The organism is Sphaerothrix gracilis Ecp01, assembly GCF_030405905.1.
Lineage (GTDB): Bacteria > Cyanobacteriota > Cyanobacteriia > Phormidesmidales > Phormidesmidaceae > Sphaerothrix > Sphaerothrix gracilis.
On record NZ_JASATW010000001.1, the window covers coordinates 232,003 to 244,685 of the forward strand.

Sequence of the window (12,683 nt, forward strand, 5' to 3'; positions counted from 1 at the left end):
TCTTTTTATACCAAGTAGTTGAGTATTTTATTAAAAAGACTGTAACAGGGCTAAAGCAACGTATGCGGGCAGTTTTATGCGGCTATTATGGCATGGGCAACGGGGGAGACGAGGCATTGCTGGCTTCACTACTGCAGCTTTTGCCTGAGCAGGTAACGCCTATCGTGCTATCGGGCAATCCGGCAGAAACAACTGCTCGCTATGGAGTTGAAGCTTGTCCCAATAAATCTTTTCAGGCTGTTTTTTCGGCTCTACTCCGATCGCAGCTATTTATTTGGGGCGGCGGTAGCCTGATGCAAGATGCAACTAGTGCTTTAAACCCCTTTTACTATGGCGGACTGATGGCGATCGCTCAGCTTATGGGACTGAAAACCGTTGCTTGGGCGCAGGGAATTGGGCCGCTAGAGCGTAATCTGAGTCGTCAACTGGCGCGGTTTGTCTTACGACGCTGTGATGGCATCAGCGTGCGCGATCGCGCCTCAGCCGCTCTACTCAACTACTGGCGCGTTCCAGCCTGGGTTGCGCCTGATCCAGTCTGGGCGCTAGATTCTCAGCCAGTGGCAGGGCTTTGGGATTTGCCTGCTCCGCGCGTAGCTGTTGCCCTTCGCCCCCATCCGGGCCTGACCGCAGAACGCTTAGAACAGATTGGGCTAGCCCTGCGCGATTTTCAGCAGGCCACTCAAACCTGCATTTTGCTGGTGCCGTTTCAGCCCGCTAAAGACTTGGCGATCGCTGAAATCCTGCAGGCTCAGCTCAAAGGGCCTAGTCAAGTCTTTGTCATCGAAGATCCTCGACAGCTCAAAGGGATATTTCGCGGCGTTGAGATGGTGATTGGGATGCGGTTTCATGCGCTGGTGATGGCCGCGGCCGAGGGCTGTCGCTGCTTTGCGCTCAGCTACGATCCCAAAGTTGCTCAAATTGCCCAGGCGCTAAATTTACCCGCTTGGGATCTAACCTCCAATAGCGAACTTCCGCCCCTCCCCCAACAGACCAATGAAATTAGCAAAGCCTGGATAGAGCATTATGCCAATGGCACAGCCCTTTCCGATGACCAGCAGCATTCACTGACTGATAGGGCACTGCTGCATCAGGCGCTGCTGCATCAGGTGATCGGTATTCTTTAAGCTAGCTATGCTTGCTTGAGCATAGCCCTTACATTTATTAACCTGAAAAGATACCTCTCTTTTAATTTATGTGTTAAATCAGTAGGGATGGTTCAAGCGTGCCTAATGCTATCTGTCTTTCTGGCACAGCCTGATAACGAAAAACTGCTGAAAATCTAGCGCAGAATCATGAGCGAAGCGAACGTGCCTTCCCGCGACTCAGAGAACCTAGGCTGGGACTCTTCTGACAGCAGCCATGCAGAAGCAGCAGCGCTGCCAAATGTCTCGCCGGAACAGTCAGAGGCAACGTGGCAAACAGTCAATTTTCCGGGCACTTTGCCAGCCGAGGCGATCGCTCAAGCCAGTCAGCCACAAACGCCTAGTTCTTCAACTCAGATGACCAGAGAAGCTGAACTGCTGGCGCTAGTGCGAGATCTCAACCAGTGCAACGATCATCTCATTGCTAGAGTAGCTCATTTAGAAGACGCCCTAGAAACTTCCCAAATGGCGCTACAAGCAGAAGTAGCGCGATCGCAGGAGCAGCAGAGCTTAGTTAGCCGCAGCGAACAAATTGCCGTCAACAATCAGCAAGTTGCCCAGCTTGTCAGCGACCTTGACTTTGCCAATCAGGGCCTGCGGCGACAGCAGATGCTCAATGAAACCCTACAGACCGAACTCGAAAACAGCCGTCAGCGCGTAGCACAGCTAGAGCGGGAATGTGCCATTGTGCAGCAGCGCTATGGTGAACAATCTCAGTCGCTCAATCAGGCAGAAACAGCCTGCCGCGATCTGCGAGCGCGGCTACAGCGCCAGCAGCGCTATACAATGCAGTTCAAGGTGGCGCTGGAAAAATGTCTAGATGTACCCTCTAGTCGTCAGTCGCCGGTTGTTCCTGAGGCAATACCGGCCTTTGAAGCTGCCAATAATCCGGTTTCTATGCCCAAGGCAAAACGAATTCAGCCCTGGTCTGCTGTCGAAACAGCCCCTGTAGGCAATGACCTAGCCTCGCTGATGGCAGGCATGACTCAGCCCAGCGCGCTCGCTGAAACCTCAGGTGCTGAGAGCGTTGTCTCAGGCGGTGATGTGACAGACCCGGAAGCAGAAAATCGGCTTTGGCAAGATCTAGAACGGGTAATTGAAGGTTCTGCTGCTCCGACTGAGGATCTGACTGCAGATAGCGCTTCCGAACCGGCAGCGCCAGCTATGGCCGCTCCGGATGAAGTTGAGTTTACTGAACCTTCTCCCTGGGGTATGCCGATTAAGCTTGAGCGCCCGACAGGTCCTAGTCCGGCTGAAGCGCCTTCCTCTGCTGAATTAGACAAGGCTCCAAAGCCTGAGTCAGTAGGGGAGGCTGAGCAGCCTCATAGCGCTGTACTGGCTGATTCAGGAACAGCTTCACTGCCGTCTCCAGAACTGGCAGGTAATACCGCTAGCCCCCCTTCGCCGCTGGTTTATCCATTACGGCCTCAGAAAAAGCGTCAGTCTCTGGCAGCAGTTGATTTACCCAGCTTCGCTAAGAGCAAACGTTCTAGCGGGTAAGAACGGTCTTTACGTACAGTGAGCCTGAATCTTGATGAGCTAGTCTGGTGAGGGCGCCGCTGAAGCAGGACTAGAGGGCTTACGACTCTGTTTGACATTCGGCATTGACGATAGGTTATCTGGCTCAATCAGCCGTTTGACTGGCAGAGGCCGTCCCATACCATAGGTAATCTCGTAGCTACGGGCCTTGAGCCAAAAGGCGATCGCCGGACTCAAGCGTTCCAGCCAGGCTTCGCTCCCCTGCATCACCCACGGAAGCCAGCTAAAAAACCAGCTCCAAAAAGTGCTGAACGTAAAGTTGAGATAGCTACCCAGCCAGCGCCCAAGATCTTGGGGACCGGCAAGCTGCCAAATCCATTTTAATAAGGCGGGGTTGTGCCAGGCCGCTCTAAGGGCCATGCGGTTAAATTCGAGCCAGGTGAAGCGATCTTTAATAAAGCGGTTAGCGGTTTCAGGTGACTCTCGGCCAAGCACACCAAAAAATGTATTGAGCATGGAGTTGATGCGCTGGGGAGCAATTGTCTGCCCGGTGGGCACCATCATGCCTTTAGAAAACAGCCAGGTGACGGCGATATTGCTTTGAAAAGCGCGAATCTGGTCGAGTTGCGATCGCTGCAGCAAGTCATGACGCAGGGCAAAGTGCAGCAAATCGCTTAGGCGCGGTAGGTTACGCACCAGTGAACCAAAGCCCGTGAAGACTAGGGGGGACTGTAAAGAAGCTGCATCACCAATGGCAATGAGACGGTCGAAGGCCACTTGGCGATCGCGACCGCCAACGCTAAAGTGACCTGGAATATAGCCAAAGGTGGGTTTGCGCCAGGTGAGCTTGTCTAAGTTACAGCGGCGATACTCCGGCAAAATCGTGAAAAAATCCTCATACATCTCTAGCAGGGAGCCAGGATTCTCAGGATTCACCTGATGATAATGAAAGAGGTAGATCGTCAGCTCATCGTCACGGCCCGGAAACAGCTCCCAGATTAGCTGTCGCCCTTTGGAAATATCACCGTGACTAAACAGCACATCGCCATAGGCTGAATCCCAGACCCCCGGCTCAAATCCACCTGAGATGCAGGCTCCCACCGTCGGGCACACGCTGTCAAAGGCCCTTCCGCCATTGAGCTGCCAGGCAATTGGCGAAGCAGTACCCATTGCATCAACTAGCAGCCGTCCCCGGACGGCCCGTGGCTGTTGATCGATCATAGACTGGGTGAGGACGGTTACGGCCTGAGTCTCAATTTCAGCCCAGCAAAACTCCGTTTCATCCCAAATGGTTCCGCCCGCCGCCGTAAACTTTTCGCCGCAGAGCGCCAGCAGTCGGTCTGAGTCAAGAGCAATGTTGAGTACCCTTGGCGTATGCAGAATAGGCGCTTTGGCAACGGCAGGATTGTTGCTATCAAAAAACTTATTGAAACCGTCCTGATATTCCCGGGCAATCAGTGACTCGAATTCCGCCGGGGTAAACAAGCCCAAATCAATCAGTGACTGAAACTCTTCTCGTGAAATATTCCACTCCCGGTTCATGCGGCCAAACGGCAACCGTTCAATCAGCAGCACCCGATAGCCCAAACTGGCCATGACAGCAGCATGTAGGATACCTAAAGCTCCTCCCACATAGATCAGGTCGTAAACCGGCCCTGCCGCTGATTCTGCCTGCGCTAGCACCTGCCGCTGTTCGGCTGAAACTTCTTCCGGTTTAAAGAGAACCTGAGCTGGTTGCTGAGGCATTTTCACCGATTCACGCCAGCGCTTTTCCCACCAGTAGGCCCGCTTCAAGTCCGCTTCGCCATTGGGCATTCGCTGAAAATACTGTACGGTTTTGGGGTATCGGCCTCCCAGCGCATCGAAGATAGACTGCTGAGCTAGATCTATCTCTGGCGGCGTCGGATACTGTTGGGGAAACTGCTGGCGAATTTCAGCAGTGAGGCGCTGCAGCGTGAGATTTTCTTGCGGTAGGGGTGTAGTAGTCCAGCGAAAAGCTTTGAGGTAGGTAGTTCGCTGGAGGGACCAGACGATGATTGAGAGGGCTGGCGGCAAAACTGGCTGCGATCGCTCAGCCTTCGGCCAGGAAAATTCTAAGCGTATACCATCTGGTGTGCAGTATTTTTGTCCTGTCGCAGGGGTGAAATCGTCCTGTAGCCAAGCTTTCACCGCAGCCACATCCGGGGTCGGAATTTCCGTATATAAAACTTCTTGCATTGGAACGCAGGAGGACTCTTTAAAAGTAGGCAACCTAATCAGCAGATTTAAGGCCGTCTTTAAAGAAATACGCTAAGCTTGCCGAACAGTAATTGCCGTCAACAAATCGCCAACGACTGCTAAACTTCAACAAGCTTCGCTTTTCTATCAAGCCGTAATGCAACATCCTACTTCAGAAGTCCTGGCAGATTCAACGATCCCTGCCTCTACAGAAGTCACCCTCGAGCAAATCGCGGCGGCTTTGGCGGGCGTTGTTTTGTCAGCTCGCTCTCAGGGACAAAGCCTAGAGGAGCTACTGGCAGAAGTTTTAGCCGACGATGCGATGTTAGCTAGACCTTTGCGGCAGCAGTTGGGCCGCGTGGTCAGCCAAGCATGGGAAGTGATAGAGGATGAAGAGCCACTGCCTTAATCTTCTTTATGCCCCATTGCCATCTGGACAACGATCGGCTTACCGCCTGCCTGGTGATATTTATCGGCCCACGCTCGAATCACTTCATCCAGTTCGGCCATCGCTGTGTCTAAGTGTTCGGGGAGAACGTCCAGTTCTTCTAAAATACGCATCGTGTCCGGGCGGCGATCGGCCCAGTTGCGCAAGAGCCTAAAATACTGAGCAGTATCTTCTACCATGACGTAGGTGCGTTCTTCCGGGTCAGCGGGAGAATAGGAAGCGCGGGTGAGGACGTAAAAGGGTAGGCTCCAGGGCGTATCAACCCTCGTCACCGTACCCGAATAAATCAGCCGTCGCCGGATATGCTCTGCTAGCGCCTCACTCAGCATCATGCGTCGTTCGGAGGGCAGATCATCTTGTGCCTTAGCGTGCAGCGATTCCACCAGTTCCATGAACTGAAACGCATTAATTACCTGCGCATTGGGCAGATTTAGCGGTAGCTTTTCTTCAATTTGGCGCTTTTCATCTAGGGTAAGGCTAGTGCCGGAAATACGCGATCGCCCCGATTGCCAAGGATATTTTTCCATCCAAACATAGGGCAGCTGAATCAGATAGCGAGGCTCCTGAGATCCCAGCATCTTCAGCAGTTTGCCCTCCATCAGAGCCTGCTGTACCTCTTTAACAATCACCTTGACCCGTTTGGGTTCAATATGATGCAGATGTCCGGTCATGCGCAGGTTTTCGCCCTGCTCTAAGTAGGTCATGTAGATGGCGCACTTAGCTGCCGTCGCCGCCGCATCTAGAAAGGCTCCGTGCCGATGGCCACCCAGCCTCATGGCGCTGAAGGCTAAGTACAGCATAATTTGATCCATCGAGCTGGGGCTAAGCTGCTTGATCAAATCAAGGTCATTACTAACTGGTGACATATCGGACATGCAAAAAAAGAGGAAACACAGGGCCAAATTTTTGACTGTGCTGTCTAGTAAAGCAAGGACAAACCCAGACAAATCAAGATGCTGCTATAGCTTAAACCATTTTCTCAACGTGAGTAAAAATGAGGTTCTGCCATAGTTTGCTTTTAGACCAGCACTTAGGAAACCAGGCGAAAATGACGCTACTTTATGTCTGAAAAGTAAATTAATGGCAGCTAGCGTCCGGTGCCGCGATAACCGATAGGAGAGCCTGAGGTTGTCCGTTCGGTATTACGGGGCGACGGGATGGATTTCGAAGATGTAGCAAAGCGCCCGCTGCCGCGATCATCTTCAATTTCTGCTAGTTCTACACTAACCCAGGCTTTAACCCGACCGCTGCCCCGATTGGACTTGAGGCTGATCGAGTTGCTCTCGAGACTATTAATTGCAGATAAGTTTAGAGGCTTGGCTGCTTGAGCCGCAGTCGTTAAACCCACGAAGCCGGTCGTCAGGGTTAGAACCGTCAGGGAGTCAAACACAATCTTGTAGGCAGTCTGCATGAGAAATCATCCGTGTTGTGCGTTTCTAATACCTGTTACGTCTCAACCGGGGGTGAGTCAGGAAAAAGCAATTGCCTATATTTACGGAACTTAAAAAGCGATCGCGTCTTAAATTCCGTCCCAGAGAAACACGGAAAATTATTTACCTTTAGCTCAAAACCTCTGCAAAGAAAGGATTTGAGATTTTTTCAGGATTTGAACCTCAGGGTTTGAACCCACAAAAATTAGGTGTAAACCACTACACTTGACCCAATACTTACAGAGATGAAGTTTTAGTAGAAATCAGTTGTCTGCTGACCGCAAGCGCAGAGACTCAATCCGAATCCACCGGCCCGCTCGGTTCAGCCAGCCCGTAATACTGACATCACTGATAGGAGCAAGCTGCTGCAGTTGCTGATTGACGACCGGGCAAAGGGTGACAGCCGCATAGTTGACCAGTTCAGCAGACTCAAAACGATAGGTCTGCGGCGCGGACTGAACGATCCGCCCCCGGATTTCGCAATACTGAGGGGAGCGCCAGCAATCTCGCATTTTAGAGACGCTAGTAACTTGGGGAGCGTTGCCGCTGTGGGGATAGGCGTTGAGATGCTTGAGATAGTATTGCTGCCGTTTGAGCCAGTCAGGATGCGTAGGCGGCAAATTAAATAGAGGAATGACAGCAGCAGGTGCGATTGGATCGGTGAGCAAAGCCTGCTGTAGCTGATAGACGGGCAGCGATCGCGGCTCACACTCAAGCTGTACACACAGGGCGGCTGCCATGCCAGCGGCCTGTCCCACGGCCAACACCACAGGCTGCAGCCGCGTAGCCCCATTTGCGATGTGGGAAACCGAAATATTTTTATCGCAGACCAACAGTCCGGCAGCAGTTTCAGGCACCAAGGCTTCGTAGGGGATAGTAAACGGAGTTCCTGTCCAACGTCCGCCCCAGCGCAGCGATTTGGGTGCTAGCGCCAGCTCAAAGCCGGGATAGTGGTGATCGTTTGGATAGGTGCCGATGGCGATCGCGCTCACTTCTGCCTGAGCGTTGCGGCAGAGCGGAGCTACCTGTCCCCGCTGCACTGGCAGAATGTCGGGTTCACAGAGCGTCACCAGCCCCCGCAGCCGCCGACTTTCCCGGTAGTAAGGCTGCAGAGCAAAAGCACCGCCCCCCAGGGCACCGGGCAGTTTAGGAAACACCTCATTAGCCAGCCCATAGCGGCGGCCTAGCTGCTGCTGGATGAAGCGAGCAAAGCTCTGGGAATGCCAGCGAGCGGCCTGCAGAAAACTAGCGCGATCGCCTGCCGACTGCACTAAACGATGTAGACCAACCCCATAATCGTTGCCTCGCTGGGGCCAATTGACCATGATGAGTTTTTCAGGCAGCTGACCGTAGGCCAGAAACTGCTCTCCGCTATATCCCTGCCAGGCATCTTGAAATAGATCCAGGTTATCGTGGGGAGGCGCTGCAATCTCAGGGGCGCGGCTGCCGGCTCCGTAGTCCCGCAGGATCACAACCCAGGTCGGGGCCTGAACTGGGTAGCGGCACGTTAGCGGATAGGTGGGTGCAGTCGTATCCTCTAGGCTGACTGGAGCGCTGGGTTCTTGCCAAAGCGATCGCGGCTCCCATCCCCAGCGAAAAGGCACCTGTCCCAGGGCCAACAAATCGCCTAGCTCAGTGCCATCAAGCGTAATTTTGGCCCGAATAATCCAGTCCTGAAAAACGACTCCCTCAATCTGCCGTCCCTGTCGCAAAACCGCCTGCGGAGTTTGACCGTGAATCCAAGTGAGATCGGTCAATTCCGCCACCCAATCAGCAAAAATAGCGGCTCCTATCCTGGGGTCATGGTTGAAAAAGCTGACCCAGCCATGATCGAGTCCTTCAGCCTGGCGCTGCCTTAGTTCCCGCAGATAAGCGCCCCAGATTCCGGTTTGAAAAGCTAGCAGTTCGTTACCATCAGGAGCCGAAACACCCGCTGCTGTCAGCATACCTCCCAACCAGGGAAACTCACTGACCAAGATGGTTTTAACCCCGCGCCGGGCTGCTTGAATAGCGGCAGCAGTGCCGCCAGTGCCGCCGCCAACAACTAAGACATCAGCGGCTAAAGTTTTAACCACTCAGCCTACTGCAAGTAAGGTGTTACATCTTCATTGCAGTCATCGGCTAAGTAAGAAAGCGCCCGAAATCGCAGGCCCACTAGCTGATCGTAGAGCGGGTTCAGCTTACACATTGCTGGAATATGTACCAGCTTGCGACCAAATAAATTCACGTCTCGCTCAAAAGGACATTGAGAAGGAATCATCTTGCACAGAAAGCGGGCCAGCCTCGGATCGTGAACTTCTAGCTGGTCTAGCCACTCACGGGCAGGCTTGAGCGGATCAGGGCCTACTTCTGCCGCAGACGGTGCTACACCCTGCTCTGCCGTCTCGCCAGGGGCGACTTCCTCTGTCACTGACTGCAGGTTGTACAGAGTGGACTGCAGCGACTTCAGCACCTCAGGATTGAGATCGAGGGCCTGACAAAACTCTATAAGTTTTTTGTCCTCTGCGGTTGAATAGACACCGTCTGCTAAAGCAACCATCACGGCCATACGAAGAAAATGCTCGGCCGTGACGGGATCAGTTCCCAAAACAGAAGCTAAGTCCTGTGGCGAAACGGGATCGAAGGAGTCAAAGTTAACGCTGGGCGCCAGTTCATCTTGAGTGATAGCAGAAATTAACTCTTTCTCTTCCTGATCAAAATGACCATCTGCCCAGGCAATTGTAAGCAGGCCACGCAGCCAAACTTGGATTTGTTCTTGAGTGTAGGGCGACTCTGCAATGGCAGCCATAACAGTACCTAAACGGAGGTGAGCGTTACAAATCTGGTTCGCCAGACTTGCGAGATTAACTTGCGAGATTAAATCTATATAATTGCGTCCTCATTGTAGCGCCGACTCACGAAAATAGCCGTCCCGCTTCACTTAAGGCAGCTTGTGGCGACTAATAGACTGGCCCCAATCAGAACCCGTTTGGCCGGTAAAGATCCAGAGAACAGCGCGCGCGCCATCTCGCAGGCTGCGCACCAAAGTTTCAGACTCGCCTTCAGAAGGCACGGCTATCGGCTCAAAATGAATGCCCCGACTGCCTAAGACAATCTGACCGATAATGCGGGCTCGCCTCATGTGATAGTCCGAGGTGATCAAATAGATACTGCTGATATCGGCAGCGGCCAGGTCATCCACAAGAGAAGTAAAGTTTGTCACCGTATCGACCGCTTCGTAGTCTAACCGGACGCGATCGCGGTCAATTTTAGCCTCGGCAAAGACCCATTCGGCATACTCTGGGTTGCTGCCTGAAGATACCCAAACTTCTAGTTCAGGGTGAGACTGAGCAAACTCAGCCGCAAAGAATTCGCGCTCAGTGGATCCTCCCAAGACCAAAGCCACCTGGGGCTGTCTAAACTGAGATCGAAGCTGGTGCTGCCCTAGCCATAGCAGCCCACCCAGGCAGACTATCTGCCAGGGACGTAGAGATTTACGGGAGCGCTTGCGGCGGTGCGATCGCATGTAAAGTTCTAAGCTCAGGCGAATAAATACAAACAGGCAGATACGATTTTAACGCCTAACCTTCCGAATAGCTTTGGTCAGCAGTATAAAAACACGGTCTGAGAAAAAGCGGCCTTACCGGCAAAGTGAGGCAGTGGTATAGAGCCGCGTCCGCCTAAATATGTTGCAAAAAATTGCGAAATGTAAACCTGATTGGGCCGTGGAGTTCATGTTTTCAGGGGATCTCGCTTAGTGCTCAACTGCCCGTGATAGACTGACTTCTGGGCTGACTCGGCGATCCCATATGCGTCGTTTTAGGCGGGGGACGCTCAGGTCTAAGCTGCTAAATGAATAATATCAACCCGTTAGTTAAAGATCTGCGGGCAGTTTCCAAAACTGCCTCCAAGAGTCTCCATAGAATCTGTAACGATTAAGGAGTAAAGCTTTAGCAGCGGTACTCGATAAATAAACACGATTTTGCTTGCTTGCGGATAGTTGAGAGAGGAATTCCATGCGGGATACAGTGACAAGTTTAATTAGCAATTACGACAGTATTGGTCGTTATCTCGATCGCGCTGCCCTGGATTCACTGAAGTCCTACTTCGACAGCGGTATGGCTCGCGTTCAGGCAGCAGGCGTCATCAGCGCTAATGCGGCTGGAATTGTCAAAGAAGCGGGATCGAAGCTGTTTGAGCAGGTGCCAGAACTGATTCGTCCGGGTGGCAACGCCTATACGACCCGTCGCTATGCCGCCTGCCTGCGGGATATGGATTACTATTTGCGCTACGGCAGCTATGCTCTGGTTTCTGGCAACGTAGATGTGCTAGATGAGCGAGTTTTACAGGGACTGCGCGAAACCTACAACTCTTTGGGCGTGCCTATCGGCCCTACCGTTGTCGGTATCCAGATTATGAAAGAACTGATCAAGGCCAAGGTTGCCGAAGCTGGCATTGAAGAAACTAGCTTTATCGATCAGCCGTTTGACTACATGACGAACGAGCTGAGCGAAGTTAGCATCTAGGAGCGCAGCCACGTAAAGGAAGGAGGAAGATTCCTTAAAAACTTGGCGTTACGGCGATCGCCGCTGCTTACTTCTGATCGAGAAGCGTCCAACAGGGCGCTTTTTTAACACCCATGCGCCCAACATACTCTTTAGGGATTGACTTTGGCACCTCTGGAGCCAGAGCGATCGCGCTTGACCCTCAGCAGCAGATTGAGGCTGAGGCAAAAGTTAGTTTCAATTCAGCTGCTTCACTAGCTCAGCAGTGGCAAGAAACCCTATGGATGCTGCTGGCAGATATTCCCGTGGCGGTGCGGCAGCAGCTAGGCGCGATCGCCCTCAACGGTACGTCAGCCACCGTGTTACTCTGCGATGCTGCCGGACAGCCAATCACCGAACCGCTGCTCTATAACGACGACCGCGGCCAGTCAGTTCAGGCAACAGTGGCTCGAATCACTCCCCCTAATCATGTCGCCAGCAGCGCCACATCTAGCTTGAGCAAGCTGCTGTGGTGGTGTAGCGATTCGCAGCAGCTTCCAGCAGAAGCCCATTATTTAATGCATCAGGCTGACTGGCTCAGCTTTCTACTACACGGCCAGCCAGGTATCAGCGACTATCACAATGCGCTGAAGCTGGGCTATGACGTTGGCGCGCTGCAGTATCCCAACTGGCTATCCAGCTTGCCCCTAGCTACTCTCTTGCCCCAGGTAGTTGCTCCAGGCCACCCAGTTGCAACCGTCTTGCCAGCGATCGCCCAGCGATTTGGTCTGCCTTCTAGCTGTCATGTTTGCGCTGGTACCACAGACAGCATTGCTGCCTTTTTAGCCAGCGGCGCGAATCAGCCTGGCGATGCCGTCACCTCTCTGGGATCAACCCTCGTACTCAAGCTGCTGAGTCAAAAGCGGGTTGACGCCAGTCAGTACGGCATTTATAGCCACCGCCTGGGCGATCGCTGGCTAGTAGGCGGGGCGTCTAATACAGGGGGGGCTGTCCTAGCCAAGTTTTTCAGCGCTGAGCAGCTAGCCCAGCTCAGCCAGTCGGTGCAGCCGGATCAGCCCACCCGCTTAGACTATTATCCGCTGACAAAGCCGGGAGAACGCTTTCCCATCAACGATCCGCAGCTATCACCCCGGTTGACGCCGCGCCCCCCGAATCCTGTGCTGTTCTTGCAAGGACTGCTAGAGGGCATTGCTAATATTGAAGCTCAAGGCTATGGGCGTCTAACGGAACTCGGTGCTTCACCGCTTAAACAGGTGTATACCGCTGGCGGCGGTGCTCACAATCAGGCATGGACAGCTATTCGCGCTCAGCGTCTACGGGTACCGGTCAGCGTCTCTGCCCATACAGCAGCTGCTTATGGCAGCGCTTTGCTAGCGCTGAGGAGTCTATCTACCAAGAATGCGTCTTGTGGTCCAGCAGCCTCTTTGGAAAAAATTAAGGGCCAGGATAACTCCTGACCCCTGCTAGCTGCTTAAGCCCAGTC

At 53.2% G+C, this 12,683-nt stretch carries 11 protein-coding genes; 5 read left to right on the forward strand and 6 right to left on the reverse strand.

Translation table 11 applies throughout. The features are described 5' to 3' along the window. Positions 1-62: 62 nt before the first annotated feature. Both csaB and QJQ48_RS01105 read left to right on the forward strand, forming a co-directional pair. Positions 63-1,124, forward strand: coding sequence for a polysaccharide pyruvyl transferase CsaB (gene csaB, locus QJQ48_RS01100; protein WP_346289327.1), 1,062 nt, complete (start codon positions 63-65; stop codon positions 1,122-1,124). Positions 1,125-1,292: 168 nt separating this feature from the next. After that, positions 1,293-2,642 (forward strand): hypothetical protein, encoded by a 1,350-nt coding sequence (locus QJQ48_RS01105; protein WP_346289328.1) that lies wholly within the window; start codon positions 1,293-1,295, stop codon positions 2,640-2,642. A gap of 39 nt (positions 2,643-2,681) precedes the next feature. On the opposite strand, the gene QJQ48_RS01110 is transcribed toward QJQ48_RS01105, so the two are convergent. After that, entirely contained in the window at positions 2,682-4,838 is a 2,157-nt protein-coding gene (locus QJQ48_RS01110) for an NAD(P)/FAD-dependent oxidoreductase (RefSeq protein ID WP_346289329.1), read from the reverse strand. Between the two features lie 157 nt (positions 4,839-4,995). Here QJQ48_RS01110 and QJQ48_RS01115 point away from each other — a divergent pair, with 157 nt between their 5' ends. After that, complete coding sequence (locus QJQ48_RS01115; RefSeq protein WP_346289330.1) at positions 4,996-5,247, forward strand: hypothetical protein; 252 nt, start codon at positions 4,996-4,998, stop codon at positions 5,245-5,247. Here QJQ48_RS01115 and hetR read toward each other — a convergent pair. From hetR to QJQ48_RS01140, 5 genes are all read right to left on the reverse strand, one after another. Next, positions 5,244-6,152 carry a heterocyst differentiation master regulator HetR gene (gene hetR, locus QJQ48_RS01120; RefSeq protein ID WP_346289331.1) on the reverse strand — a complete coding sequence of 303 codons (909 nt, stop codon included), beginning with the start codon at positions 6,150-6,152 and terminating at the stop codon, positions 5,244-5,246. The two genes, QJQ48_RS01115 and hetR, sit on opposite strands and share 4 nt — an antisense overlap. Before the next feature lie 221 nt (positions 6,153-6,373). Beyond that, positions 6,374-6,697 carry a hypothetical protein gene (locus QJQ48_RS01125; protein WP_346289332.1) on the reverse strand — a complete coding sequence of 108 codons (324 nt, stop codon included), beginning with the start codon at positions 6,695-6,697 and terminating at the stop codon, positions 6,374-6,376. A 282-nt stretch (positions 6,698-6,979) separates the two neighbouring features. Continuing rightward, complete coding sequence (locus QJQ48_RS01130) at positions 6,980-8,791, reverse strand: FAD-dependent oxidoreductase (protein ID WP_346289333.1); 1,812 nt, start codon at positions 8,789-8,791, stop codon at positions 6,980-6,982. 5 nt (positions 8,792-8,796) lie between these two features. Then, a complete protein-coding gene (locus QJQ48_RS01135) occupies positions 8,797-9,504 on the reverse strand; it encodes a DUF533 domain-containing protein (RefSeq protein ID WP_346289334.1) in 708 nt (235 codons plus the stop codon). A 132-nt stretch (positions 9,505-9,636) separates the two neighbouring features. Next, positions 9,637-10,221, reverse strand: a complete 585-nt coding sequence (locus QJQ48_RS01140; protein WP_346289335.1) for a YdcF family protein — start codon at positions 10,219-10,221, stop codon at positions 9,637-9,639. Between the two features lie 490 nt (positions 10,222-10,711). Between QJQ48_RS01140 and apcB the strand changes: the two genes are divergently transcribed. Both apcB and QJQ48_RS01150 read left to right on the forward strand, forming a co-directional pair. Then, positions 10,712-11,221, forward strand: a complete 510-nt coding sequence (gene apcB, locus QJQ48_RS01145; protein WP_346289336.1) for an allophycocyanin subunit beta — start codon at positions 10,712-10,714, stop codon at positions 11,219-11,221. Between the two features lie 113 nt (positions 11,222-11,334). Beyond that, entirely contained in the window at positions 11,335-12,657 is a 1,323-nt protein-coding gene (locus tag QJQ48_RS01150; protein WP_346289337.1) for an FGGY-family carbohydrate kinase, read from the forward strand. Positions 12,658-12,683 lie beyond the last annotated feature (26 nt).

Coding starts and splice junctions, on each gene's coding strand:
- csaB (WP_346289327.1), top strand. CDS start 63: ATGCGGGCAGTTTTATGCGGCTATTATGGCATGGGCAACGGGGGAGAC.
- QJQ48_RS01105 (WP_346289328.1), top strand. CDS start 1,293: ATGAGCGAAGCGAACGTGCCTTCCCGCGACTCAGAGAACCTAGGCTGG.
- QJQ48_RS01110 (WP_346289329.1), bottom strand. CDS start 4,838: ATGCAAGAAGTTTTATATACGGAAATTCCGACCCCGGATGTGGCTGCG.
- QJQ48_RS01115 (WP_346289330.1), top strand. CDS start 4,996: ATGCAACATCCTACTTCAGAAGTCCTGGCAGATTCAACGATCCCTGCC.
- hetR (WP_346289331.1), bottom strand. CDS start 6,152: ATGTCACCAGTTAGTAATGACCTTGATTTGATCAAGCAGCTTAGCCCC.
- QJQ48_RS01125 (WP_346289332.1), bottom strand. CDS start 6,697: ATGCAGACTGCCTACAAGATTGTGTTTGACTCCCTGACGGTTCTAACC.
- QJQ48_RS01135 (WP_346289334.1), bottom strand. CDS start 9,504: ATGGCTGCCATTGCAGAGTCGCCCTACACTCAAGAACAAATCCAAGTT.
- QJQ48_RS01140 (WP_346289335.1), bottom strand. CDS start 10,221: ATGCGATCGCACCGCCGCAAGCGCTCCCGTAAATCTCTACGTCCCTGG.
- apcB (WP_346289336.1), top strand. CDS start 10,712: ATGCGGGATACAGTGACAAGTTTAATTAGCAATTACGACAGTATTGGT.
- QJQ48_RS01150 (WP_346289337.1), top strand. CDS start 11,335: ATGCGCCCAACATACTCTTTAGGGATTGACTTTGGCACCTCTGGAGCC.